This window comes from Embleya scabrispora DSM 41855, assembly GCF_000372745.1.
Lineage (GTDB): Bacteria > Actinomycetota > Actinomycetes > Streptomycetales > Streptomycetaceae > Embleya > Embleya scabrispora.
In genome coordinates this window covers 1-25,918 of the sequence record NZ_KB889700.1, presented here as the reverse complement: position 1 = coordinate 25,918, position 25,918 = coordinate 1, and the positions used below count along the sequence as shown (strand labels likewise).

20 protein-coding genes are annotated in these 25,918 nt (G+C 70.7%); 9 read left to right on the top strand and 11 right to left on the bottom strand.

Translation table 11 applies throughout. The annotated features are described in order from the left end of the window. Nucleotides 1–151 precede the first annotated feature (151 nt). Both A3IC_RS0139240 and A3IC_RS0139235 read right to left on the bottom strand, forming a co-directional pair. A complete protein-coding gene (locus A3IC_RS0139240; protein WP_020555548.1) occupies nt 152–1,006 on the bottom strand; it encodes an SDR family oxidoreductase in 855 nt (284 codons plus the stop codon). A 269-nt stretch (nt 1,007–1,275) separates the two neighbouring features. Further along, nucleotides 1,276–2,775, bottom strand: a complete 1,500-nt coding sequence (locus tag A3IC_RS0139235) for an MFS transporter (protein WP_020555547.1) — start codon at nt 2,773–2,775, stop codon at nt 1,276–1,278. Between the two features lie 141 nt (nt 2,776–2,916). Between A3IC_RS0139235 and A3IC_RS0139230 the strand changes: the two genes are divergently transcribed. The 3 genes from A3IC_RS0139230 (at nt 2,917) to A3IC_RS0139220 (ending at nt 5,958) form a co-directional block, all read left to right on the top strand. After that, nucleotides 2,917–3,654 carry a TetR/AcrR family transcriptional regulator gene (locus tag A3IC_RS0139230; RefSeq protein ID WP_020555546.1) on the top strand — a complete coding sequence of 246 codons (738 nt, stop codon included), beginning with the start codon at nt 2,917–2,919 and terminating at the stop codon, nt 3,652–3,654. 121 nt (nt 3,655–3,775) lie between these two features. Then, a complete protein-coding gene (locus A3IC_RS0139225; RefSeq protein ID WP_020555545.1) occupies nt 3,776–4,507 on the top strand; it encodes a sulfite exporter TauE/SafE family protein in 732 nt (243 codons plus the stop codon). Between the two features lie 137 nt (nt 4,508–4,644). Further along, entirely contained in the window at nt 4,645–5,958 is a 1,314-nt protein-coding gene (locus A3IC_RS0139220; RefSeq protein WP_052174017.1) for a DUF445 domain-containing protein, read from the top strand. Between the two features lie 33 nt (nt 5,959–5,991). Here A3IC_RS0139220 and A3IC_RS0139215 read toward each other — a convergent pair whose 3' ends face one another. The 6 genes from A3IC_RS0139215 to A3IC_RS0139185 all read right to left on the bottom strand — a co-directional run bounded on the left by A3IC_RS0139215 (nt 5,992) and on the right by A3IC_RS0139185 (nt 14,296). Beyond that, a complete protein-coding gene (locus tag A3IC_RS0139215) occupies nt 5,992–7,596 on the bottom strand; it encodes an acyl-CoA synthetase (RefSeq protein WP_020555543.1) in 1,605 nt (534 codons plus the stop codon). 488 nt (nt 7,597–8,084) lie between these two features. Next, entirely contained in the window at nt 8,085–8,885 is an 801-nt protein-coding gene (locus A3IC_RS0139205) for a crotonase/enoyl-CoA hydratase family protein (protein ID WP_020555541.1), read from the bottom strand. A 76-nt stretch (nt 8,886–8,961) separates the two neighbouring features. After that, on the bottom strand, nt 8,962–10,089 hold the full coding sequence (locus A3IC_RS0139200) for an acyl-CoA dehydrogenase family protein (RefSeq protein WP_020555540.1): 1,128 nt from the start codon (nt 10,087–10,089) through the stop codon (nt 8,962–8,964). A 33-nt stretch (nt 10,090–10,122) separates the two neighbouring features. Beyond that, complete coding sequence (locus A3IC_RS0139195; protein WP_020555539.1) at nt 10,123–11,313, bottom strand: acyl-CoA dehydrogenase family protein; 1,191 nt, start codon at nt 11,311–11,313, stop codon at nt 10,123–10,125. A gap of 108 nt (nt 11,314–11,421) precedes the next feature. Further along, nucleotides 11,422–13,647 carry an acyl-CoA dehydrogenase family protein gene (locus A3IC_RS0139190; RefSeq protein WP_020555538.1) on the bottom strand — a complete coding sequence of 742 codons (2,226 nt, stop codon included), beginning with the start codon at nt 13,645–13,647 and terminating at the stop codon, nt 11,422–11,424. Between the two features lie 154 nt (nt 13,648–13,801). Next, nucleotides 13,802–14,296, bottom strand: a complete 495-nt coding sequence (locus tag A3IC_RS0139185; RefSeq protein ID WP_020555537.1) for a pyridoxamine 5'-phosphate oxidase family protein — start codon at nt 14,294–14,296, stop codon at nt 13,802–13,804. Between the two features lie 153 nt (nt 14,297–14,449). Here A3IC_RS0139185 and A3IC_RS0139180 point away from each other — a divergent pair, with 153 nt between their 5' ends. After that, nucleotides 14,450–15,265, top strand: coding sequence for an SDR family NAD(P)-dependent oxidoreductase (locus tag A3IC_RS0139180; RefSeq protein ID WP_020555536.1), 816 nt, complete (start codon nt 14,450–14,452; stop codon nt 15,263–15,265). Between the two features lie 179 nt (nt 15,266–15,444). Next, nucleotides 15,445–16,302 (top strand): 3-hydroxybutyryl-CoA dehydrogenase, encoded by an 858-nt coding sequence (locus A3IC_RS0139175; RefSeq protein ID WP_026219256.1) that lies wholly within the window; start codon nt 15,445–15,447, stop codon nt 16,300–16,302. Between the two features lie 97 nt (nt 16,303–16,399). Here the strand turns inward: A3IC_RS0139175 and A3IC_RS59140 are convergent, their stop codons facing one another. Further along, complete coding sequence (locus tag A3IC_RS59140; protein ID WP_106669138.1) at nt 16,400–17,995, bottom strand: MDR family MFS transporter; 1,596 nt, start codon at nt 17,993–17,995, stop codon at nt 16,400–16,402. Nucleotides 17,996–18,211: 216 nt separating this feature from the next. Between A3IC_RS59140 and A3IC_RS0139165 the strand changes: the two genes are divergently transcribed. Together A3IC_RS0139165 and A3IC_RS0139160 are read left to right on the top strand one after the other, a co-directional pair. Then, nucleotides 18,212–18,448: a lipopolysaccharide assembly protein LapA domain-containing protein gene (locus A3IC_RS0139165; RefSeq protein ID WP_020555533.1), complete on the top strand. Its 237-nt coding sequence runs from the start codon at nt 18,212–18,214 to the stop codon at nt 18,446–18,448. Between the two features lie 22 nt (nt 18,449–18,470). Beyond that, nucleotides 18,471–19,595, top strand: coding sequence for a hypothetical protein (locus tag A3IC_RS0139160; protein ID WP_026219255.1), 1,125 nt, complete (start codon nt 18,471–18,473; stop codon nt 19,593–19,595). Between the two features lie 82 nt (nt 19,596–19,677). Here the strand turns inward: A3IC_RS0139160 and A3IC_RS59135 are convergent, their stop codons facing one another. Together A3IC_RS59135 and A3IC_RS59130 are read right to left on the bottom strand one after the other, a co-directional pair. Next, nucleotides 19,678–21,564, bottom strand: coding sequence for an ABC transporter permease/substrate binding protein (locus A3IC_RS59135; protein WP_079026976.1), 1,887 nt, complete (start codon nt 21,562–21,564; stop codon nt 19,678–19,680). After that, nucleotides 21,557–22,942, bottom strand: a complete 1,386-nt coding sequence (locus A3IC_RS59130) for a quaternary amine ABC transporter ATP-binding protein (protein WP_020555530.1) — start codon at nt 22,940–22,942, stop codon at nt 21,557–21,559. Before A3IC_RS59130 ends, A3IC_RS59135 begins: the two co-directional genes overlap by 8 nt. Before the next feature lie 608 nt (nt 22,943–23,550). On the opposite strand from A3IC_RS59130, the gene A3IC_RS0139145 reads away from it, so the two are divergent. Next, nucleotides 23,551–24,330, top strand: coding sequence for a hypothetical protein (locus A3IC_RS0139145; protein WP_026219254.1), 780 nt, complete (start codon nt 23,551–23,553; stop codon nt 24,328–24,330). A 90-nt stretch (nt 24,331–24,420) separates the two neighbouring features. Further along, nucleotides 24,421–25,722 carry an adenosylmethionine--8-amino-7-oxononanoate transaminase gene (gene bioA / locus A3IC_RS0139140; protein WP_020555528.1) on the top strand — a complete coding sequence of 434 codons (1,302 nt, stop codon included), beginning with the start codon at nt 24,421–24,423 and terminating at the stop codon, nt 25,720–25,722. Nucleotides 25,723–25,918 lie beyond the last annotated feature (196 nt).

The following is a 25,918-nucleotide window of genomic DNA, read 5'->3' as shown; positions in this document are numbered from 1 at the left end:
GGGAAACGGCCGGTCTGAACAGCAGGGTAGACATCGCGACAACCCCTTGGGGAGCGAGGGACCGAGAACTCCACCAAAGCGTGGACCGGCCGGCCGGATTGTGCCGGTCCGGCCGGTCCGAAGTGGTGGTATCCGAGCGGTTGTCGGGGATTTACCCGCGCTGCCCGTCGCCGTCGGCGAAGTCCTCGCGGTGGTCGTGCGCCCATGCGCGGAAGGTGCGGCCCGGCTTGCCGGTGATCGCCTCGGTGGTGCCGGAAATCGGCTCGGGGTCGACCGCCGACTCCCACAGGTCCAGCAGCGCGTTCGCGTAGCCGGGCTGCATGTGCCGGGTCAGGCCGGCGAGCGCCTCGTCGCGGGTGACCTCGGTGAACGGCAGCTCGCGGCCCAGGACATCGACCAGGATCGCGATCTGCTCGACGAAGGACAGCGACTCGGGGCCGTTGAGGTCGAGCGTCTCACCGAGGTGGTCGCCGGCCAGGAGTATCGCGGTGGCGACGTCGGCGATGTCCTCCTCGTGGATCGGGGCGACCTGGGCGTTGGGGTAGGGCAGTTGGATGCTGCCGCCACCCATCAGCTGGTACTTCCAGCCGATCGCGTTGCCGGCGAACGCGCCGGGGCGGAGCACCGTGTACGGAATTTCGGACTCGGTGACCGCGACCTCGACCGCGTGGTGGCTCGCCGCGAGCGGATTGCTCTGCGGGTCGGGGGCGTTGGTCGAGGCCGAGGACAGCAGCACGATGTGCCGGACGTCGGCGGCCTGGGCGGCCTTGACGAAGTCGGCGATGCCGGCGGCCTCGGCGTAGAGGAAGACGCTGGTGACGTCGCGCAACACCTCGGCGGCGTTGTCGGGTTCGCGCAGCGAGAGGCGGACGGCTTCGACACCGGCGGTCGGTTCGAGTTCGGTCGGGTCGCTGCTCGCGATCCGCACGGACCGGCCGGCGGCGACGAGGCGGGTGATGACACCGCGCGCGACGCTGCCGCGGGCTCCGGTGACGAGGATGGTCATGGTGACTCGTTTCCTTGCTGATCGGGTTTCGTGTGGCTGGGCGTTTCGTGGACCGGGTTCATGAACCGGGTCCTTGGACCCGATTCATGACCGGTTCTTGGACCCGGTTCTTGCGGGCCAAGTCCTCGAACCCGGTTCCTGTGGACCAAGTTCTTGGACCCGGTTCCTGCGGATCGGGTTCCTGCGGATCGGGTTCCCGGGGTCCGGTTGTTGTGGGCCAGGCAGCCGTCGGGCTGCCCGGAGCGGAGCAATGGGCGTCGGCGCGAGGGCTATGCCTCGTGCGGCCTGGCGTGCCGAGGGAGTAGGAATACCAGGCCACCGGCGAGCAGGCCGAGGCCGGCCACCGCAAGGGCGCCGATGGCCATCGCGGCGGAGGCGGTGTGGTGTTCGCCGAGTTGGAAGAACAAGGTGGTGATACCGGCCGCGCCGAGGGCGCCGGCGAGTTGCTGCATGGCGGACAACGAGCCGGACGCGCTGCCGAGTTCGTGCTCGGCGACACCGGCCAGGATAACGTCGAACAGGGGCGCGAACACCGCGCCCATGCCGAGACCGGCGACGAACAGCGGTCCGATCAGGTCGACGCTGGTCGTGTCCGAACCGTAGTGGGTGACCACGGCCGCGAGGGCGATCAGGCCGGCCATGTGCACGCCGACGCCGATCAGGAGCAGGGTGCGGCCGAGCTTGGCCATCACCTGGAAGCCGGCGATGGAGGCGACCACGATGCCGACCGCGATCGGGGCGAGGGTGAGGCCGGCGTCGAGCGGGCCGTAGTGCAGGTGCAGTTGCACGAACAGTGACGTGATCAGCATGAAGCCGGTGGTGCCGGCGAAGAACGCGAGACCGAAGAGCATGCCGGACTTGTAGGCGCGGTTGCGCAGCAGCGTGGCCTCGATCAGCGAGTGGGTGCTGCGGCGCTCGCGCAGGATGAACCCGGCGAAGGCGGCGACGCCGGCGACGAGGCAACCGAACGACCACAGCGGCCAGTCGGCTTCGGGGCCCTGGATGAGCGGCAGAATGATCAGCGTGGAGGCCGCGGTCAGCAGGGCGGCGGCAGGGACGTCGATCCGCACGGCGGGGTTCGGGTCGTCCCGGGGGATGTAGCGGAGGCCGCCGAGCACTGCGGCGAGGCCGAGCGGGACGTTCATCAGGAAGATCGACCGCCAGCCGGTGCCGAACAGGTCGAGGTGGATGAGCGCGCCGGCCAGGATCGGGCCGCCGACGGCGGACAGGCCGAGCACCGGGCCGAAGGCGGCGAACGCCTTGCCGGTCTCGCCGGGCGGGAAGACCGACTTGAGGATGCCGAAGCCCTGCGGGATCAGCAGGGCGCCGAAGGCTCCCTGGGCGATGCGGGCGGCGACGAGCAACTCCGGCGAGGGGGACAGCGCGCAGAGCAGGGACGCGGCGGCGAAGCCGCCGGCGCCCAGCAGGAACAATCGGCGTCTGCCCCAGCGGTCGCCGAGTCTGCCGCCGACCACCAGCAACACGCCGAAGGCGAGCGTGTAGCCGGAGGCGAGCCACTGCAACAGCGAGGCGCCGCCGCCGAGATCGTCGCGGACGGAGGGGCCGGCGACGTTGGTCACGGTGCTGTCGAGCAGGTCCATCACCTCGGCGACGAGGACGATCGCCAGGATTCGCCAACGCCAGGCGTAGGCGGCCGGGCGCGGGGCCTCGGCGGGGGCGGGCGAGTCGGCGGCCGGCGGCTTCGGGGCGGTGTCGTCGAGTGCGCCGGCGGCGGTGGCGGTGGCGGTGGCGGTGGCGGTGGCGGTCATCGGTACTCCTTCGGGTCGGGGCCGCACGGCCCCTTGCGAGGCGATGGACTGCGGCGGGGTGAGCTGCGTTCGCTACGAACGCCGTTCGTTACGAACAATGTACGTAGCGAACGGTGTTCCGTCAAGGCGTATACTCGGGACATGGCGAAATCACCCGGCGAGCCCCGCCCGTCCACCCCTCCCGCACCGGTCAGTCGGCGGACCCGACCGGCCAAGGCCGCACTCAGCGCGGACGCGCTCGTCTCCGCCGCGCTGGCGATCCTGGACGCCGACGGCCTGGACGCGGTGACCATGCGCCGGGTCGCGCAGGCGCTGGACACCGGCGCCGCCTCGCTCTACGTGTACGTGGCCAATCGGGACGAGTTGCTCGCGCTGGTCTACGACCGGGTGCTCGGCGAGATCCCGCTGCCGGCCGTGGCCGCGGTCGGCGAGCCGTTCCCGCGCTGGCGCACGGAGCTGAGCACGCTGGTCCGCACGGCGATCACCGTGCTGGGCAGCCATCGCGGGATCGCCACCGTGGCCCTGGGCGATGTACCGACCGGCCCCAACGCGCTCGCGCTCGCCGAGGCGATCCTGGGGCTGCTGGCCGGCGCGGGCATCGACGACCTGACCCGCTCACTCGCGCTCGACCTGATCAACCTGCACATCACCGCCGCGGCGGCCGAGGAATCGGCGTACGCCGCCAAGGGGGCCGAGGGGCACACCGAGGAGAGTGCGGTCGCGGCGATGGACGAGGCGTTCGGGCGGTTGTCCGCCGCCGACTACCCGCACCTGGTCTCGATGCGCGAGACGCTGACCGCGGGCTCCGGCGACGAACGCGACGCGTGGGGCATCGAGGTCCTGCTCAACGGCATCCTGGGCACCCCGGCGCGCGGCTGAGCCGACTCCGGGCCGCGGCCGGCGCGGGCCGGATCGTACCCGCGTCGACCGCGACACCGTCGATCGGCGATCTCCGGTATAGCTGTCGGGTCGTCAGAGGTCCCCGACCCGAGGAATACCCGTGTCCGATGCCTGGTCCCTCGCCCTGCTCCTCGGCGGGATCGTCCTCCTGGGCGCCTCGGTGCAACGCCTGACCGGCATGGGCTTCGCACTGGTCGCGGCGCCCGGTCTGGTGCTGCTGCTCGGCCCGGCCCAGGGTGTGGTGCTGTGCAACGGCGGCTCGGGCGTGATCGGCGCGATCGGGCTGGCCGCCTCGTGGCGCCGGGTCCGGCTCGGCGCGATGTTGCCGCTGGTGCTCGCGGCGGCGTGCACCGTACCGCTCGGCGCGTGGGTGGCCGCCCGACTGCCCGAGCCCTGGCTGCTGGCGGGCATCGGCGCGGCGGTGTGCGTGGCCGTCGGCCTCGTCATGCGCGGCGTCCGGATACCCGCCCTGCGCGCCCGCAAAGGCGCCGTGGTGGCCGGCGCCGCGAGCGGCTTCATGAACTCCTCGGCCGGCGTCGGCGGCCCGGCGGTGTCCCTGTACGCGCTCAACGCGGGTTGGACCGCCGCCGAGTTCGTGCCCAACGCCCAGTTCTACGCCGTCGTGGTGAACGCCTTCTCCCTCGCCGCCAAGTCGCCCCCGCAACTGAGCACCCCGGCCTGGGCCGCAGTCGTCACAGCCCTGCTCGCCGGCGCCGCAGTCGGCCACTTCCTCGCCGCCCGCACCCCCGAACACCAGGCCAAACGCGCCGTCCAATGGCTGGCCCTCACCGGCGGCGCAACAACCCTGCTCAAGGGCCTGTGGACCCTGTGACGTTGCGCACCCGGCCCGGCGGAGGCGGGATCGCCGCGTCCTCGCCCCCGTGAGGCGGCGTCGCGCGGACATCGTCTCCGGAGACGATGCGGTGTCGTGGGTCCCGGCGGTGCGGGCGGATGATCACAATGGGCGTCATGGTTGATCTCGCCGACTCCCCCTCACCCACTCCGCCCCGTCCGACCCCCGGCGGTGTGGTTCGTACCGCGGCGGAGGTGGAGAAGCTGCGTGGGGTGCGGCGGATGAAGGTGATCGCCACCGGGTTCCTGGTGTTCGCGATCGTGTTGTACGTGCTCGCGCGGTGGGCCGAGTCGCGCGGGGCCGGGGCCTGGGCCGGATACGTGCAGGCCGCGGCGGAGGCCGGGATGGTCGGCGCGATGGCCGACTGGTTCGCGGTGACCGCGTTGTTCCGCCGGCCGCTGGGGCTGCCGATTCCGCACACCGCGATCATTCCGACCCGCAAGGACGCACTGGGCCGCAATCTGGGCGAGTTCGTCGGGGAGAACTTCCTCTCCGACGCCGTGGTGCGGCAGCGGCTGAGCCGGATGGAGGTCTCCCGACGCGCCGGGACCTGGCTGGCCGCTCCGGGGCACGCCGAGCGGGTCACCGACCAACTGGGCGCGCTGGCCCGCGCGGCGCTGACCGTGTTGCGCGACGAGGACGTGCAGAGCGTGTTCGGGCAGGCGATCACCCGTCGGGTCTCCGCCCAGGCGGTGGCCCAGCCGATCGGCGAACTGCTCGACCGGCTGGTGCGCGACGGCGCGCACCGCGGCCTGGTCGACCTGGTGGCGACCAAGGCGCACGACTGGCTGGAGCAACATCGCGAGGCCGTCCTGCGGGTGGTCGACCAGGAGTCCCCCGGCTGGTCGCCGCGCTTCCTGGATCGGCAGATCGCCAACAAGGTGCACCGCGAACTGGTCCGGTTCGCGGGCGCGGTGCGAGACGACCCGGGGCATCCGGCCCGGGTCGCGGTGGACAACTTCCTCGCCGAGGTGGCCGCCGACCTCCAGCACGATCCGGCGATGATCGCCCAGATAGAGCGCCTGCGGGATCGCACCGTCGCGCACCCGGCGGTCCAGGAGTTGATCGCGTCGGTGTGGAGCGCCGCCCGGGCGATGCTGGTCGAGGCCACCGAGGACCCGGACAGCGAACTGCGCAACCGGGTCACCGCCGCCGTGCGCTCGCTGGCCGGCCGGCTGGCCGAGGACTCGCGCGTGCGGGGCAAGGCGGACCGCTGGATCGAGCAGGCCGCCGTGTATGTGGTGACCACCTACCGCGACGAGATCACCGCGCTGATCACCGACACCGTCGGCGCCTGGGATCCGAAGGAGACCAGCCGCAAGATCGAGATCAACGTCGGGCGCGACCTCCAGTTCATCCGGATCAACGGCACCGTCGTCGGCGCCCTGGTCGGCCTGCTGATCCACACCCTGACCCGGGCGCTGAGCTGAGCCCCGGGCGGGCGCCGCGCCCGACCCGCCCGGCTACCCGGAAAGTTCCTCCGCCCGCGCCTTGGCCGCCCGCAGGTCCACCTTGCCCGCCGCCGTGCGCGGGATGGACTCGACGAAGTGAATGCGCTTGGGCGTCTTGTAGCCCGCGATCTGCGTGCGCGCGTGCGCCGTGATCGCCTCAGGCTCCGGCGCGGCGCCCTCGCGCAGCACCACGAGCGCGGTGACCGCCTGCCCGAAGCGCGGGTCCGGGACGCCGACCACGACCGCGTCGAACACGTCCGCGTGCGACTTGAGCACGCTCTCCACCTCGTCCGGATAGACCTTCTCGCCACCGGTGTTGATGGTCGCGCTGCCGCGCCCGAGCAGGATGATGCCGCCGTCCTTCTCCAACTGCGCGAAGTCGCCCGGCAATACCCAGCGGCGCCCGGCCGCGTCCTTGACGAAGGTGGCCAGGGTCTTCTCCTCGTCACCGTGGTATCCCAGCGGGATGTGCCCGCTGACGGCCAGTCGGCCGACGTCGCCGGAGCCGGGCTCGACCGGCACCAGGCGGTCGTCGAGCACGGTCGTGGTCGCCGACGAGGCGAACCGCGTGGCCGTGCCCGGTCCGCCGGTCTGGCGTGCCGCGGCGCCCGTCTCGGACGCGCCGAAGCTGTCGATGACGAAGATGCCGGTCCGTTCCAGGGCGGTGCGCACCGAGGCGCTCATCGGCGCCCCACCGTTGCTGATCGCCTTGAGCGCGGACAGATCGTAGGTGTCCGGATTGGCCGCGAGCCAGTCCGCGAGCGGCCTGCCCATCCCGTCGCCGACCACCGCCATCGACAACACCCGCTCCCGCGCCGCCAGGGCCATCACGGTGTCGGCGTCGAAGGTGCGCCCGGTCCACATCAGGTACGTGTTGCCCATGTAGAAGGTGTTCCACATCGACCACTGCCCGCCGCCGTGCATCATCGGCGCCAGACCCAGCGTGGTCATCCCGGCCGACTCGCGCACCGTGTCCGCGAGTTCTCCCGGCGTCTCCAGCTTGGGCCGAGCGCCGCGACCGGCCTGCAGGGCCGCGAAGAAGATGTCCTCGCCGCGCCACAGCACACACTTGGGCATGCCGGTGGTCCCGCCGGTGTACAGGCCGTACAGGTCGTCCTCGCTGCGCGCGCCGAAGCCGCGTTCGGGCGAGGCCGCGGCGAGCGCGTCCTCGTAGCCCACCGCGCCCTCGGTCGGTTCGGTCGAGCCGTCCTCCAGGATCAGCACGTGCCGCAGCGCCGGGAAGTCGGCCCCGATCGCCCGGGTCGCGCCCGCGAACGAACGCTCGGCGATCACCGCGACCATGCCCGAGTTCTCGTACAGGTAGCGCAACTCCGCCTCGACGTAGCGGTAGTTGATGTTGATCGGCACGGCCCGTGCCTTGTGACAGCCGATCATCGCCTCGACCCACTCGGCGCGGTTCCACGCGTGGATCCCGACGAAGTCGCCGGGCTCGATCCCGGCGCCGATCAGGTGGTGTGCGACCCGGTTGGCCCGCTCGTCGAGTCCGCGGTAGGTCAGTCGTACCTCGCCCGCGATCAGCGCGGTGCGATCGGGAATCGCGTCCACCACGATCTCGAAGAGGTCGGCGAGGTTGAACGACGGGCTGACGGGCGTCATGGTCGGCTCCCACGGCGGATGAAACGGGTGCTTCCGAAGCCGGATCCAAGGAGTGGACCCGATCCGGGTCGAAGCAGGGTCGGGTCAACTTACCCTTGACTCGATCAAAAGAATAGGTTCGCCACGATCCGGCGGAGCACTGCCGGAACGTCCTTGCCGAGCGGTACTTTCCCGCCACGAAGGTCCTGGTCCGGGGGCCGCTCGCGGTGCAGGCCGCGGCCTTGTTCGCGGCCCTGACCGGGTGGTCGAGCTCGTCCATCGGCGACGACACGATGGTGCTCACCCTGGGCTCGTGCTCGGCGTGTCGGCCGCGGCCGAGCTCGTTCGGGAGAACCGGGCCCGGCGGTGCCCGCGTCGGCGTCGAGATTGCCCGGGCGTCCGACGCAACCCGGAGGACCGCCCGTGCGTCGACATGATGAGGACCCGCCGGGGGATTGCCGTCCCTGACCCGGCGGGCCCGTTTCATGCCGAAGTCTTCCGATGGCACATCAGGTGCCCTTGAACTCCGGGGTCTTCTTCTCCGCGAAGGCTCGCGGACCGATCTTGGCGTCGTCGCTCATGAACACCCGCATGCCGATCTGCGACTCCAGCTTGAACGCATCTTCCTCGGTCAACTGGTCGGTTTCACGCAGAACGCGCAGGACTGCCTGAACGGCGATCGGACCGTTGGCCGCGATCTGGTGGGCGATCTCCTTCGCCTTCTCCAGTGCGCCGCCATCCGGCACGACGTGCCCGATCAGACCGAGCTCCTTGGCTTCGGGCGCCTTGATGTGGCGGCCCGTGAGCAGCAGGTCGGCGGCGACAGTGTACGGAATCTGGCGGCGCAGGCGCACCGCCGACCCGCCGAGCGGGAACAGGCCCCAGCGGACCTCGGACACGCCGAAGCGCGCCGACTCGCCGGCCACCCGGATGTCGGTGGCCTGAAGGATCTCGGTGCCACCGGCGATGGCGGGTCCCTCGATCGCGGCGATCAGGGGCTTGGTGAGGGTGAAGCCCTTGAGACACCACTTCATCACGGACATGTCCATGGCCGGCTTGCCGCCGCCGCCCTTGAACGCGTCGCCCGGCGCGCGCCGGCTCATCGCCTTCAGGTCGGCGCCCGCGCAGAACGCGCCGCCGGCGCCGGTGAGGATGGCGACCCGGATCTCCGGGTTGTCGTTGACCTCGTCCCAGGCGGCCTCCAGGATCTCGATCATCTCTCCGGTGACCGCGTTCCGGGCCTCGGGGCGGTTCATCGTGATGATCAGGACGTGGCCGTCCCGCTCGACCAGGGCGTGGGGTTCGCTCATGTTCTGTTCGTCTCCAGGAATCACAGGGGTGCGGCGCCGGCGCGGCCGGGCCGAAGGCGGGGTCGGGCGAACCGGATCAGGCGAACTCGCCCGCGGCCGTGGCGGCGAAGCCGGCGCCGATCCGCAGCGCCTGCTCGGTCGCGCCGCCGAGTGAGAGTTCGAGTTGCTTCGCGTGGTTGAAGTAGCGGTGCACGAAGTGCTCCTCGGCCACGCCCATGCCGCCGTGCACGTGCACCGCCGCGTGCGCGACGCGATGTCCGCCGTCGGCCGCCCAGAACTTCGCGGTCGCGATCGCCTCGGCCGCGTCCAGCCCCTCGGCGACCTGCCAGGCGGCCTGCCACGTGGTCAGCCGGATGCCCTCGACGTCGATGTACGCGTCGGCGAGCCGGTGGCCCACCGCCTGGAAGGAGCCGATCGGGCGCTTGAACTGCACCCGCTCGCTCGCGTATTTCGCGGTCTCGCGCATCGCCTTCTCGGTCACCCCGAGCTGGGTCGCGCACAGCGCCAGGGTGGCCCGGTCACGCAATTCGCGCGCCGCGTCGGGACCGCCGAGCGGGGTGCCCACCGCGTGCTCCAGCGTGACCAGGCCCGCGATCTCCTTGGCCGTGGTCAGCTGGGCCTCGATCCGCACACCCGCGGCCTTCGGGTCGACCAGGAACACCCCGGCGTGGCCGTCCACATCCGCGGACACCAGGATCAGGTCGGCGACGGTCGCGGCCGGCACCCCGGTCTTGACACCGTCCAGGTGCCAGACCCCGTCGGTGTGCACCGCCTTGGTGGCGGGCGCGGCGCCGTCCCGGGCGAACGGCTCGGCGAGCGCGTAGGTCAGGATCCGCGAGCCGTCCACGGCCCCCGGCAGCCAGGCCGCCTTCTGCTCGTCCGTGCCCATTTGGTTCAGGATCGACGCGGCGACCGCGATCGAGGGCCCGAACGGCACCGGCGCCAGTGTTCGGCCGATCTGCTCCAGGATCAGGCACTGCTCGAAGACGCCGTATCCCGAGCCGCCGAACTCCTCCGGCAGGCCGATCCCGAGCAGGTTGGCCTTGGCCAACTCCGCCCACAGATCGCGGTCGAAGCGCGGCGCGCCGTCCCGCTCGACCCGCGCGTCCAACGCGGTGAGCGCCTCGTGGGTGACCCGCTCGCCGAGGATCCGCCCCGCCAGGCCCACCAGGTCCTGCTGTTCTTCCGTGTAACCGAAGTCCATTTCACCTGTCCTTGTCAGCGTGGTGACGGCGGGTCAGCGGGGCGGTCGGGGCAGCCCGAGGCCCAGCATCGCGATCATGTCGCGCTGTACCTCGTTGGTGCCGCCACCGAAGGTGAGGATGAGCGCCGTGCGGTGCATCTTCTCCAGTCGACCGCGCAGCACCGCGCCGGGCGAGTCCTGCTGGAGGTAGGCGTCCTCGCCCATGCACTCCATCAGCAACCGGTATGCCTCGGTGGCGAATTCGGTGCCGAAGATCTTGGTCGCCGAGGCGTCGGCGGGACCGACCTTGGTGCCGTGGTCGACCGACCAGGCGATCTTCCAGTTGACCAGCTTGAGGAACTCGACCTTGGCGTGCACCCGGCCGAGGTTGGCCTGCACGTGCTCGCGGTCGATCACCCGGGAGCCGTCCGGCAGCACGGCCCGCTCGGCCCAGCGCCGGGTCTCGTGCAGCGCGAGCTGGATGCCCGCGGCCGAACACAGCGCCACCCGCTCGCGGTTGAGCTGGCCGGTGATCAGCTTCCAGCCGCCGTTGAGCTCGCCGACCATCGCCGACGCGGGCACCCGCACGTTCTCGTAGAACGTCTGCGACGTGGTCTGGCCGCCCATGGTCTTGATCGGGGTCCAGGAGAAGCCCTCGGCGTTCGTGGGCACCAGGAACATGGTCAGGCCCTTGTGCCGCGGCGCGTCGGGGTCGGTGCGCGCGGCCAGCCAGACGTAGTCCGCGACGTGGATCAGCGAGGTCCACATCTTCTGGCCGTTGATGATCCAGTCGTCGCCGTCCCGAACCGCCTTGGTGGTCAGGGCGGCCAGGTCGGTGCCCGCGCCCGGCTCGGAGTAGCCGATCGAGAAGTGCATGTCGCCGGCGAGGATCTTGGGCAGGAAGAAGTCGCGCTGTTCCTGCGTGCCGTACTCCATCAGCGTCGGGCCGACGGTGTTGATGGTCAGGAACGGCACCGCCGCGCCTGCCAGGGTGGCCTCGTCGGTGAAGATCAGCTGTTCCAGCATCGAGCGGTCCTGGCCGCCGTACTCCTTGGGCCAGCCGATGCCCAGCCAGCCGTCCTCGCCCATCTGCTTGACGACGCGGCAGTACGCGCCGTCCTTGCCCATCAGGCTGGTCTCGCCCGCGGCCTGCTCGGCCCGGATCTCGGGGGTCATGATCCGCGCGAAGTACTCGCGCAGTTCCCGCCGCAGGTCCTCCTGCTCGGGTGTGTAGGCGATGTGCACATGGTCTCCCTGGTAGCCGTGGAAAGCACTGACAGCCGGTGGTCGATCGCCGGTTGCCGGGACGGAAAGCCGTTCGCCGGGGACGAGCGCGGGCAAGGCGCCGTCGGATCAGCCTCTGGGCAGGCCCAGGATGCGTTCGGCGACGACGTTGAGCTGGATCTCCCGGGTGCCGCCGCCGAGCAGGACCGCCGGCAGCGAGAGGTAGGCGGTGAGCAGCTCGCCCCCGAGGTCCTCGTGGTGGGTGCCGGCCGCGCCGATCCGGTCCAGACGCGCGGTGACCACCGCCCGCTGGTGTTCGGTGACCGCGAGCTTGAGCACGCTGGAGGCGGCGCCCGGGTTGAGCCCGGACAACTGCTGGAGCGTCGAGCGCAGGGTCAGCGCACGCAGCGCGAAGTGCTCCGCCGCGAAGGCGCCCAGCCGACTCGCGAGCGCGGCGTCCGCGACGGCGCCGGCCGCGCCGATGTCGTCGAGCAGCTTCCCGAACGCCTGCATGCCCGGACCGCCGGCGATCATCACCCGTTCGTTGGCCAACGTGGTGCGGGCGATCCGCCAGCCCGCGTGCACCTCGCCGACCACCTGGTCGTCGGCCACGAACACGTCGTCGAGGTATACCTCGTTGAACTCGGACTGGCCGTTGGACTGCTTGAGCGGGCGCACGTCGATGCCGGGCGTGGCCATGTCCACGATGAAGTAGGTGATGCCCTTGTGCTTGGCCGCGTCCGGGTCGGTGCGGGCCAGGCAGATGCCGAAGTGGGCCTCGTGAGCCTTGGAGTTCCACACCTTCTGGCCGTTCAGCCGCCAGCCGCCGTCGACCTTGGTCGCCCGGGTGCTCAGCGACGCCAGGTCGGAGCCGGCGCCCGGTTCGCTGAACAGCTGGCACCAGATGATCTCGCCGCGCAGCGTGGCCGGCACGTAGGCGTCGCGCTGGGCGTCGGTACCGTGCGCCATGATCGTGGGCAGCGCGAACTCGCCGATGATCGTGCTCGGTTGGGTCAGCCCGATGCGGGCGAACTCCTGCTGGATGACCACCTGTCGGGCCGGGCTCGCGGCGATGCCGTACGGCTTCGGGTAGTGCGGCGAGACGTAGCCGAGTTCGGCCAGGCGCCGGCGACGGGCGGGCTCGGCAAGGGTGTTCGCCTGGGCCAGGTGCGCGGCCACCTCGGCCCGGAAGGCGGCGATGTCGCCCTCGTCGAGTTCGAGGTCGAAGCGCCGGGTGGGGCCGCCGTCGACGCTCTCCAGCGCGGCGCGGCCCAGGTGTGCGCTCCACCGGCCCGACGGGCCCAGCCACTGGGCCAGGAAGACCGCGCGGCGCCAGTAGAGGTGGATGTCGTGTTCCCAGGTGAAGCCGATGCCGCCGAGCATGGTGATGCAGTCGAGGGCGACCTCGCGGGCGAGCGGCAGGCAGACCACGGCGGCCTCGGCGGCGGCCAGGCGCAGTTGCTCGTCGGCGTCCTCGACGGTGTCGTCGGCGGCCCGGGCCGCGTCCCAGGCCGCGGCCGTGGCCAGTTGCAGGCGGGTGAACAGCGTGGCGGCCTTGTGCTTGATCGCCTGGAACGAGCCGACCGCGACGCCGAACTGCTCGCGGATCTTGACGTAGGCGAGCGCGGTCTCGAAGCACCAGCGGGCCACCCCGACCGCCTCGGCGGCGGCGAGCACGGCGGCCAGGTCGGCCACCTTGGCGGTGTCGATCCCGGTCAGCACCTGGGACGCGGTGATCTCCAGGTCGTGCGTGCGCACCCGGGCGACGCCGCGCGCGAGGTCGACCGCATCCAGCGCCAGGACCTCGACGCTCTCCATGGTGCCGGGCTCGACCACGAACCAGATCTGCTCGTCTCGCTCGGGGCCGGTGTCGATCCGCGCGCCGAGCAGCAGATAGGTCGCGCCGACCGCGCCCAGGACCGGTTCGGCGACGCCGTCGATCTCCCAGCCGACCGGGGTCCGGCGCGCGGTCAGGCTCGGCGCGACGGCGACCGCGCCGGTGGCGCCCTCGGCGAATCGCGGCAGCAGCGCCTTGCCGACCTCGGGGCCGGCGCAGCGGGCCAGGATGGTGCTGGTCAACACGGTGGACAGGTACGGGCCGGGCAGCAGGCCGCGGCCGGCCTCCTCAAGGGCGACGGCGAGTTCGAGTACACCCGCGCCGGCGCCGCCGTGCTCCTCGGGCAGGTGGACGGCGGTCAATCCCTGGCCGACCAGTGCGTCCCAGCAATTCGGGAGCGCGCCGGCGGAGAGTTCGTCGGCGGCCCGGCGGGTGGCCTCGATCGAGGCGTGGCGAGCGACGAAACCGGCGACCGATTCCGCGAACGCCTGGTGCTCGGTGGCGAATCCGATCGGCACTGTGTACTCCCTCACCAATACTTGTCTCGATCAAGTAAGCAGACAGGCTACCTGACTGGATCCGGCGTCGCCAGATCCGCACCCCGGGTGTGCGGTCGACGACCCGCATCCGAACCGGCTCCCGAGGACGGGACGCGGTACGCGGGCGCGGCGGTCAGCTCGGGCGGGTGGACGGCAGGCCGAGCTTGCGGTGGTCCCAGGAGACGACCCGGTCCGGGACGACCTTGATCACCACGCGCTTGTTCAGCATCATCTCCACGGCCGGGCGCATCTCCTCGGTGTACGGCGCCGCATAGCGACTGAACACGCTCACCCCCAGCTCCCAGATCCGCTCCGGCTGCTCGACCACCTCGGCCTTGCCGACGAGGGAGACCCCGCGCAACTCCTCGTAGTACTCGCCGGCCTCGACCAGGCACGTGACCGTCGGATTGCGACGCAGGTTGAGCACCTTCTGCGCACGGGCCTTGCTCTCCAGGCCGACCTCGCCCTCCAGGAAGCCGTACCACATGCCGACCGAGTGGATGCTGCCGTCGGCGTTGAGCGTGGACAACGTCATCGAGTGCCGCTCGGCCAGGAACGCGGCCACTTCCTCGTCCGTCATCCGGACCCGATCGCGCTGCTTGACGCCGTGGCCCATGTGCTCGCCCATGCCGAACTCCTTCGTTCTCGCCCATCGGGATTTTTATTGCCTTGGTCAAACATTGCCACGCCGGGAGGGCGATTGACAGACCGTCAGTTTCGCCTCCGGCCAACTGGCGAACCATGATTGACAGTGCGTCAGGTCCTGCCTAGCGTCGGCGCCATGACCCGAACCGACGACTCCGATGTGCCCGACTACCCGGCCCGGCTCCGGCTCGACGGACGCGGCGTCGTCGTGCTCGGCGCAGGCCAGGGCATCGGCCGACAGACCGCGCACGCACTCGCCCAGGCCGGCGCGCGCGTGTTCGCGGTGGACCGCGAGCCGGACCTGGCCAAGGACATCGCCGCGGAGGTCGACGGCATCGCGTGGGCCGGCGACGCCGGCTCGCGCGCGGACGTGACCCGGTTGTGGGCCGACGTCCACGAGCGGCTGGGCCGGGCGCACGCGATCGTCGACATCATCGGCATGAGCAGGTACGCCGACCTGCTCTCCACCACCGACGAGGACTGGACCTGGCATCAGGACATCGTGCTGCGGCACGCGCTGCTCGCCCTGCAACTGGGCGGCGCGCACCTGGCCGCGCACGGCGGCGGCGCGATCACCTTCGTCGCCTCGGTCTCCGGCCTGACCGGCGCCCCGATGCACGCGGCCTACGGCGCGGCCAAGGCGGGCCTGATCTCGCTGGTCCGCTCGGCCGCGGTGGAACTGGGTCCCGCCGGCGTCCGGGTCAACGCGGTCGCCCCCGGCGTGGTCTGGACCCCGCGCGTATCGGCCTACCTCGGCGAAGCGGGCCGCGCCGCGAACGCCGCCAACGCGCCCCTGCGCGACGTGGCCCTCCCCGCCGACATCGCCGGCCCCCTCCTCTTCCTCACGAGCGACCTGTCCCGCTACGTGAGCGGCCAGACCCTGACGGTCGACGGCGCGGTCGGCGCCAAGTTCCCGTACCCACTGCCGGACATGGACGCGGCACCGCACTGACGCCGACGCACCGTCCGCTCCCTCGGGTGAACCAGGAGGACACCCCTGCGCGCGGACGGCGACTTCGACGTGGTCGCCAAGCCCACCGGGCAACCTGTCCGGCGCATCGACCACCGCTGACGCTCACCTGAGAGGATGCCGAGGAGGCTGACGGCAGCAAGTGGAGCGAGGAGTACGTGGTGTCCGATGTACGGCGTGTAGGGGTGGTAGGGGCCGGGCTGATGGGGTCCGGGATCATCGAGGTCTGTGCCAAGGCCGGGCTGGACGTGTTGGTGGCGGAGACGAGCGCGGCGGCGGCGGAGGCCGGGCAGGCGCGGGTGACCAAATCGATCGACCGCGGAGTGAAGGCGGGCAAGCTCGCCGAGGCCGATCGGGACGCGGCACTGGCCCGGATCACCTACACCACCGACCTGGGCGACTTCGCCGACCGGGACATGGTGATCGAGGCCGTGGCCGAGCTCGAAGAGCTCAAGACGCAGATCTTCGCCACGCTGGACAAGGTCGTGGTGCGCGAGGACGCGATCCTGGCGTCGAACACGTCCTCGATTCCGATCATGAAACTCGGCATGGCCACGGCCCGGCCGCAGCAGGTCGTCGGCATCCACTTCTTCAACCCGGTGCCGGTGCAGAAGCTGGTCGAGCTGGTGCCCTCGTTGCTCACCGACGAGACGACGGCCGCCCGCGCGGAGGCGTTCGCGGGCGAGGTGCTGGGCAAGACGGTGATCCGGTCACAGGACCGGGCCGGCTTCGTGGTCAACTCGCTGCTCGTGCCCTACCTGCTTTCCGCGATCCGGATGTTCGAGTCCGGCTTCGCCTCGGCGGAGGACATCGACAACGGCATGGTGCTCGGCTGCGCGCACCCGATGGGCCCGCTGCGGCTGACCGACCTGATCGGTCTGGACACGATCAAGGCGGTCGCGGACAGCCTCTACGACGAGTTCAAGGAGCAGCTGTACAGCTCGCCGCCGCTGCTGCTGCGCATGGTCGACGCGGGACTGCTCGGCAAGAAGACCGGGCGCGGGTTCTACCAGTACTGAGTCCGGCCGGTACCGGGTCCGGCTCGTACCGCACCGGGCCCCGAACACGCCTCGGGGCGGCCCCGTTCGGGGCCGCCCCGAGGCGTGTGCCGGGAGGCTACGAAGTCCGCGCCCCGACCTTGTCGATCCGTACCGCGGTCGGCTCCGCGGCCGCCGGCTGCCCGGAAGTCTCCGCGCCCGCCGCGGGCGCCTGCGGTTCGGCCTTGGCCACCACCACCGCCTGCCCGGTCTGCAGCGGGACCTCCTTGATCAGCAGCACCGCGATCAGCGCGAGCAGGCCGAACGGGGCCGCGAACAGGAAGATGTCGCCGACCGCGTGGCCGTACGAGGTCTCCACGATGCCGCGCGCCGGCTCCGGCAGGTGGTGCACGTTCGGGATGCCGGCGCCGCCACCCGCGCCGGACTCGAGTCCGGCGTCGGACAGATAGCCGGTGACCTTGGTCGCCATCACCGCACCCAGCGCCGAGACGCCGACCGCGCCGCCCAGGCTGCGGAAGAACGCGACGACCGAACTGGCCGCGCCCAACTGGTGGATGGGCACCGCGTTCTGCACCGCGAGCACCAGGTTCTGCTGGAGCGCGCCGACGCCCATGCCGAGCAGGAACATGTACACGCCGAGCACCCACAGGTTGGTGTCCGCGCGGGCGGTGCTCATCAGGCCCAGGCCGATGGTCAGCGAGATACCGCCCATGACCAGGTAGCGCTTCCAGAAGCCGGTCGCGGTGATCAGCTTGCCGACCACGGTCGAGGCGAGCACCAGGCCGCCGATCATCGGCAGCGTCATCAGGCCGGACACGGTCGGCGACTTGCCGCGGGCGATCTGGAAGTACTGGCTGAGGAAGACCGACGAGCCCATCATCGCCAGACCCACCGCGAGGCTGCCGAGCACGGCGAGCACGATGGTCCGCTCCTTGAACAACCACAGCGGGATGATCGGTTCCTTCGCCCGGCCCTCGACCCGGATCGCCAGCGCGATCAGCAGCAGTGAACCGAGCACCATGGCCGCGGTCTGCCAGGAGATCCAGTCGTAGTTCTTGCCCGCCAGCGAGACCCAGACCAAAAGCACCGAGACACCGGCGCTGATCAGCGTCGCGCCCAGGTAGTCGATGGTGACCTCACGCTTGACCACCGGGAGCTTGAGCGTCTTTTGCAGGATCACGATCGCGGCCACCGCGAACGGCACGCCGACGTAGAAGCACCAGCGCCAACCCAGCCACGGAGTGTCCACGATGACGCCACCGATCAGCGGACCGCCGACGGTGGCGAGCGCGAAGGTGGCACCGAGGTAGCCGCTGTACCGGCCGCGCTCGCGCGGCGAGATCATCGCGGCCATGATCACCTGCGCGAGGGCGGTGAGGCCGCCGACGCCGACGCCCTGGATCACCCGGCAGCCGATCAGCATGCTCGTGTTCTGCGAGAGGCCGGCCAACGCGGAACCCGCGACGTAGATCACCAGTGCGAGCTGGACCAGCAGCTTCTTGCTGGTCAGGTCCGCGAGCTTGCCCCAGATCGGGGTGGTCGCGGTCATCGCCAGCAGGGTCGCGGTGACCACCCAGGTGTAGGAGGTCTGGCTGCCGTGCAGGTCGGAGATGATCCGCGGCAGCGCGTTGGACACGATGGTGGACGACAGGATCGCCACGAACATGCCCAGGAGCAGCCCGGACAGGGCCTCCATGATCTGCCGATGCGACATCGGCTGCGCCGCCACCTCCGCGGCCGGTGCGTCGGTCATGCCTTCCCCTTTGCTTCGCTTACCTCGGATGCTCTGCGCCCGGACGCGGCTTCCCACCCCCGACACTCGTTGCTTGCTACAACCATAGCGTCCTTTGTTGCTGCAAGCAACTTTCAAGAGATGGTCAAGTCGGCGCGCCTCTGCGTGATCACTCGATCACGCAAATAGCATCGAGATATGGCAAAGACCCCTCGATCGGGCGGTGCGGGCGGCAACATCGGCGGCGTGTCCTACCGCACGATCGGTATCGCGGCGGTCATCGTCCTGGCCGTCTGGTTCGTGCTGGCCAACACCGACTCGGCGACGATCCGGTTCTGGATTCCCACCCTCGAAGCGCCGATCTGGATCGTTCTGCTCGGCACGTTCGCGGCGGGCGCGCTGACCGGCTGGTGGGTGAAGGGAAACCGCTACTGAGCGGCCCGATATCCTGGGCCGCATGCTTCGCTCCAGGCTGCGTCCGGCCGTATCCGTGGCGAGCCTGGCGACCGCCGGCCTGCTCGTGGCCGGTTGTTCGGGCACCGGTTCGCCGACCGCCGAGCCCTCCTCGATAACGCCCACCGGCTCGGGAACCACCCCGGTGGCCGCCACCGTCTGCGCGGGGATCCTGCCGACCGCGTCGGTGACCGCCGTGCTGCCCGCGGCGCCCGCGTTCACCGGCACGGACCAGATCCCGCTGGAGCACTACCCGGTGTTGCGCTGCCGGGTCTCCGCCGGCGAGCAAACCTTCATCGGCTCGGCGTATCTGTTCAACATGGCGGGCGCCGAGCGGGTGCAGTTGCCCGGGTTGACCACGACCGGCTCCGCGCCGCTGGGTGACAAGGACCACGATCTGTACGGCATGGCCGGTGCGGACGACGCGTGGCTCGTGCAGAACTGCAAGGTGCAAAACGTCGAGCAACCGGTGCCGATGCTGGTGCGCGCCCGTACGATCGGGCCGGCCGGCGCGCCGGCTCCGCCCGATCAGCGGCAGCGACTGGCCGATCTGGCCGTCGACCTCGCCAACGGTGTGGCCAAGGCGGCCGGCTGCGATTCCAAGACGACCCCGCGACCGGGCGCGATAAAGCCCGCGAGCGAGCCGAAGCCGATCACCGACGCGCCCGTGTGCGGCATGCTCGAACCCGCCGCGCTCGGCCCGCAGGCGGCCGGCGAACAGCGCGCTCGCTGGACCGCCTCCGCGACTCCGGAGGGGCCCGGCGCGATCCAGGGTTGCGACCTGTTCCTGGACGGCAAGCGGGTGTTGTCCTTCGCCATCGTGCACGGCTACCTGGCGCCCGGCGCCGAGATCCCGGGCGAACGCGCCGCGCTGTCCGAGCGGCTGCCCACCGGCGGAGTGCCCAACGACGCCCAACTCGCGGGCACCGTCGAGGGCAAGGTGCTCGGCATGTGCGACGGCCACACCGTCGCCTACCAGCTCAGCCGGCACAACGGCGAGGATCCCCCCGGCCTGACGCTGGGCCAACCCACCGAGACCTTCTTCAAGGCATTCGCGAACGGCGCCTCGCGCTGGGGCTACAAGTGCCAACCCATCGCCCCCGACGCCGACTGGCAGATCCGCCGCTGACCGACGACGACGGGGCCGCCGCACGACATGCGTGCGGCGGCCCCGTCACCGGTTCACCGGCTCTGGTCGACGACCCGAACCGTCAGCGCGCCCCCGCCGGCTCCCGGGTCGGCGCCGGCAACGACTGCGGCTGTGCCGTCTTGCCCTGTCCGCCACCCTGGTCCGGCTTCGGCTGCTCCCCGCCCGCGGGCGGCAGGTCGGCCAGGAACTTCTTCTCGACGTCCGGGTTCTCCTTCAGGTACGCCTTGACCCCCTCGGCGGCGGCGTTCGGCTTGCCCTCGAAGTCGACGAAGACCTTCTTCTCGAGCGGCCCGAGCACCGAGTCGTCCAGCTTGAGGTTCTTCACCCAGGTGTTCACCTCGGGGAAGTCCTTCGCGAAGCCCTTGCGACCGATCGAACTGATCCAACCCGGCGCACCGTAGGACTGCTTCGGGTCGGCCAGCGGCTTGATGTCGTACTTCGTGTACGCCCAGTGCGGACGCCACATCGTCACCACGATCGGCTTGCCCGCCGTCATCTGCCGGTCCAACTCGGCGATCATCGCGGGCGTACTGCTCTTGACCAGGTCGAAGTCGAGCCCGTACTCGGGGATCAGCTTCTTCTCGGTCAGGTCCATGATGTTCGCGCCCGGCTCGATGCCGACGATCCGACCGCCGAACTCCTTCTCGTGACCCTTGAGGTCCTCCACCGAGTTGTAGGGGAGGTTCTTCGGGACCGCGAGTTGCACGTCGACGTTGTTGTACCACTGCCCGATCTCTTCGAGCTTGGACCCGTACTCGTCCATGTACTTCTTGTGCAGCGTGGGCAACCACGCGTCCAGGAAGAGGTCGATGTCGCCGCGCGCGAGGCCCTGGAACAGCGGACCCACGTCCAGTTGCTTCAAGGTGACGTCATAGCCGCGCTTCTCCAACAACTGCTTGTACATGTTGGTGACCACGACGTCCTCCTCCCACGGGATCCAGCCGACCGTGATCTTCTTGCGACCGTTGTCCGCCGCGCCGAGGCCGAAGCCGCCCAGCAGGCCCGCGACGAGCGCGACCGCGACCACGCCGCCGACCGCGACGACCGGGCGCGGACGCCAGTCCAGCAGCCACTTGGGCGTGAAGCCGTCGGCCGAACGCGCGGTCGCCGAGCGCTTGGCGCGTGCCTCGACCCGCTGCCCGGCCGCGCTGACCGTACGGTCCAGGTAGATCGCGAGCACGACCACCGCGACACCGGCCTCGACACCCAGTCCCACGTTGTTGTTCGACAACGCGCCGAACACCTCGCTGCCCAGGCCGCCCGCGCCGACGATGCCGGCGGTGACCACCATCGACAACGACAACATGATGACCTGGTTGACGCCGGCCATGATGGTCGGCAACGCGAGCGGGAACTGGATGTCCTTGAGGATCCTCCACTCGCTGGTGCCGAACGCCTCGCCGGCCTCGACCATCTCCGCGTCGACGCTGCGGATGCCGAGCTCGGTCATCCGCACACCCGGCGGCAGCGCGAAGACCACGGTGGCCACGGCGCCCGGTACCTCACCGATACCGAAGAACGTGATCGCCGGGATCAGGTACACGAAGGCCGGCATCGTCTGCATGAAGTCCAGCACCGGCTTGACCACGGTGCCCACCGCGCGGCTGCGCGCGGTCAGGATGCCCAGCGGGATCGCCACCAGCAGCGCGACCGCCGCCGAGACCAGCACCAGGGCCAGCGTGGACATCGCCGGTTGCCACATGTCCAGGCCGTCGATGAGCAGGAAGCCCACCGCCGCGAGCAGCCCGAACAGCAGGCCGCGCACCGCCCAGCCGATCGCCGCGAACAGCACGACCACGGCCGGCAGCGGCGAGTCGGTCAGCCAGTCGGCGAGATGGGTGATCGCACCGCCCACCACACTCTGAATGAAGTCGAACAACCACGCGAAGTGGTCGCGCATGAAGTCGACCAGGCTCTCCGCCCAGTCGCCCACGTGGATCCTAGGCATCCTCGCGCACCTCGCCCTCGGGCACGACCCGCTCGCCGGCCGGGGCCGGAACGTGCGGACCGGTCGGGGCGGACCGCTCCCCCACGCCGGTGGGCAGCAGCTTCTCCGCCGGCCCCGCGGGCACCAGCATCTTGACGCTGCCGGTGTCGGTCACGCCGAGCGTGCCGCCCTCGGTGTCGCCCGATCCGCTCTGCGCCGCGTTGCCGAGCGCGGCCAACAGGCTCACCCGGGGAATCACCCCGACCAGCCGCATCGCCTCGTCCACCACCGCGAGCGGCAACCTGCTCTCCGCGCACGGGGTGAACAACTCGGCGACCGGGGTCTGCGGGGTCACCGTGACCACGTCCAGGGCCGGATCGGGCCGGATGCTCCGGTCGCCGATCCGCGCGGCCTCGGTGACCGCGACGTCGGTGACCGCGCCGAGCAGTCGGCGACCGTTCTCGCGCGAGTCCACCACGAAGGCCGCCGTCGTCTGCGCCTCGCGCATCGTGCGCATCGCGACCCGGGGACCCTCGCCGCACGTCACCGTGGCGCGCGAGTCCTCCATGATCGAGCCGGCGGTCAGCACCCGGGTGCGGTCCACGTCCGCGACGAAGGACGCCACGTAGTCGTTGGCCGGGTCGGTCAGGATGTCCTCGGCGGTGCCGATCTGGACCACCCGGCCGTCGCGCATCACCGCGATCCGGTCGCCGAGCCGCATCGCCTCGTTGAGGTCGTGTGTGATGAACACGATGGTCTTGTGCAACTTCTCCTGGAGTTCCAGGAGTTGGTCCTGCATCTCACGCCGGATCAGCGGGTCGAGCGCGCTGAACGACTCGTCCATCAGCAGGATGTCGGCGTCCGTGGCAAGCGCACGGGCCAAGCCGACCCGCTGCTGCATGCCGCCGGACAACTCGCCCGGCGCGGACTCCTCCCAGCCGGCCAGACCGACCAGGGCCAGTGCCTCGCGAGCTCGTCGATCCCGCTCGGCCGCCGGCACCCCCTGTACGGACAGCCCATAGCCGGCGTTCTCCAGCACCGTGCGATGCGGGAACAGCGCGAAGTGCTGGAAGACCATGCTGATGCGCCGGGCGCGCACGTCGCGCAGTTCCTTGGCGGGCAGCGAGGTCAGATCCCGGTCGTCGATGTAGACGGCGCCGGCGGTGGCGTCCAGCAGACCGTTGAGCATCCGCAGCAGGGTCGACTTGCCCGAACCGGACAGCCCCATCACCACGAAGATCTCGCCCTCGGCGACGTCGAACGAGACGTCGATGACGGCCGGGGTGGCATTGCTCCTGCGTAGGTCGTCACGGCTTTCGCCGGCGCGAAGTCGCCGGACCGCTTCGTCGGCGCGCCGACCGAAAATCTTGTACAGGCCTTCGGCCCTGAGTCTGGACACACATACCTCGTCATTAGGGCCGCGGGGAACGGAACCGTTGACTTCGGTTCCGGGCCGGAGCACCGCCGTGATGAGGGCACCGGCGCCGCGGGCTGTGGATGCGGGAGTACGGCCGCCGCAAAAACGTCACGGCAGCGGCGCACGTCCGGGGTCGAACGCCTTTTCCGGATCCACCCGGAAAAGTTGTATCCCGCATTTGTTACCGGGCGTGACTTGCCCGAGCTATTCCGATGAGAAACCTATGGAGATTCTCATCTCATTACCACGTTCACATATGTCCGAATTGATGAGCTGATCGCCCGATTTCGAGCGGCCTTTCGGCCGTGATCGCACGGTGATCATGGCGTGATCACATCGACATACTCATACCTCTCGGTCATCGAACGTGTATCCGCCCCGGACTTCTCCGGGTCGACCGTCGTGCACGGGCGTGCACTCCGGCGCCGTCGCCCGAATGGCCGTGGCGCGGCCGGGGCGCATATGCCCCATAGGGGTGACGTTCCCGCGTTCTCCAGGTGACACAACGTCACCAGGCGGTAACGTCCCGCCGCGAGAACGCAGACGGCGATCCCCCACTGTCGCACGCACCCCTACCGATGGAGCCATCCGTGTCACGCTTGCTCGACGTCAGCCCCGAGGTCCGCGCCGAGATCGGCGACGACGAGGCCGCCCGACTGGTGGCCGGGGAGACCGGTCCCCAGACCTACGCGTGCGCCTCGTGCCGCGGCGAGGGCGACACCACTTCCGTGCAGACCAGCGCGCTGTTGTACCTGGCCGAGGAGACCGCGGTACTCGCGTTCGCGCACACGCGCTGCATCCCCTCGCAGGTGATCCCGGTGTCCGAGGCCGCGGTCGAGCCGCTGCTCGCCGCGCAGGCCAACCCCGGGCTCGCCGTGCAGACGGTGGTGCCGGGCGGTCCGGTGCCGATCTCGATCACCGGCAGCATGGTGGTGTGCGCGGGCGTGACCTACGCGGCGCTGGTGGTCGAGCCCGGTGCGGCCGTGGCCCGCCCGGGCACCGCGGGCTCGCAGGACGAGTTCCTGTCCCTGCTCGGCGAGCGCGGGTTCGCGCCGATCGCCACGCCGGACGAGACCCTCCCGCCGCTGCTGGGCGGCTGGTCGGTACAGATGACCGACGGCTACCTGACCGCAGTGCTCTTCCCCGGGGCGGGCGGGCGGACCGAGGCGTGGTGGCAGGCGCAGACCCCGGCCGAGGTGCCCGAGGCGTGGCTGAACGCGGCCAAGACGCACGGCGTGGTGCTCCTGTTCGCCGCCCCGGTGGGCACGATCGGCATCCACACCGGCAACGACGAGTTGGCCGCCGCGCTGAGCGAGGCGGGTCGGCGCAACCTGCTGGCCGCCGGGTCGGTGCCGGTCAGCGGCATCTGAACACGCGTCGCCCCGGCGGGGCGGTCGGGGGCACTGGCGGGGGCGGCCCATTCCGAGCCGCCTCCCGCACTCCGATAGCGTGCCTGGCCTATGGAGCACTACGACGCGGCCTACGGCGACGAACTGGTTTCCCACGACCGGCGACACATCTGGCACCCGTACGCGAGCACCGAGGGCGACGCGCCGCTGTTCCCGGTGGTCGGTGCCGACGGGGTTCGGCTTCGGCTCGCCGACGGTCGCGAATTGGTCGACGGGATGTCCTCGTGGTGGGCGGCGATCCACGGCTACAACCACCCCGTGCTCAACGCCGCCGCGCACGCGCAGGTGGACACCATGGCGCACGTGATGTTCGGCGGCCTGACCCACCCGCCGGCCGTGCGACTCGCGCGGCGGCTGGTGGAGATCACGCCCGAGCCGCTGAACAAGGTCTTCTTCGCCGACTCCGGCTCGGTCGCGGTCGAGGTGGCGCTCAAGATGGCGCTGCAATACCAGCGAGGGCGCGGGCGACCCGAGCGCACCCGGCTGCTCACCGTGCGCGGCGGGTATCACGGCGACACGTTCGGCGCGATGTCGGTGTGCGATCCGGTCGGCGGAATGCACCACCTGTTCTCCGGGGTGCTGCCGACCCATCTGTTCGCGCCGATTCCACCGGCCGGGTTCGACACCGCGCTGCGCGCCGAGGACACCGCGGCGATCGAGGACCTGCTGGAGCGACACGACTCGACCATCGCGGCGGTGGTCCTGGAGCCGATCGTGCAGGGCGCGGGCGGAATGCGCTTCCACTCCCCCGCGTACCTGCGCCGGATCCGGGAACTGTGCACGCGCCACGGGGTGTTGCTGATCGCCGACGAGATCGCCACCGGCTTCGGCCGAACCGGCGAGCTGTTCGCGTGCGAACACGCGGGAATCGCACCGGACATCATGTGCCTGGGCAAGGCACTGACCGGCGGCTACCTGACCATGGCCGCGACGCTGTGCACCGACGAGGTGGCCGAGACCATCTCACGCGGCGAGGGCGGCGCCTTCATGCACGGCCCGACCTTCATGGCCAACCCGCTCGCGGCGGCGATCGCGGCGGCAAGCGTGGACCTCCTGCTCTCCACCCCCTGGCGCGAACGCGTCACAGCCCTGTCCGAGGGCCTGCGCACCGGCCTGGCCCCCGCCCGCGACCTCCCCGGCGTAGTCGACGTCCGCGTCCTCGGCGCCATCGGCGTGATCGAACTCGCCACCCCCGTCGACATGACCGTCGTCCAACCCGCCTTCGTCGAACAAGGCGTCTGGATCCGCCCCTTCGGCAAACTCGTCTACACGATGCCGCCCTACGTCATCACCCCGGAAGACCTGACCACGGTAACCACAGCCATGGTCGAGGTGGTCCGTCGCCACACATAGCCGGCCGGCACACACACCGGGGACACGCGACGGCGGGCACGCTGTCCCGCATTGGTCGCGGGTGGGCTGAGGCAATGGGCCAAAGTCGCGAGCACAGCGCGCCCAACTCGCCCGGGTCGCGGGGGTGGTGAGGTGGCGGGCCGGAGTCGCGAGCGCAGCGGTGCTTCTTGTTGGGCGCCTTCGGCGCCGGCTCGCG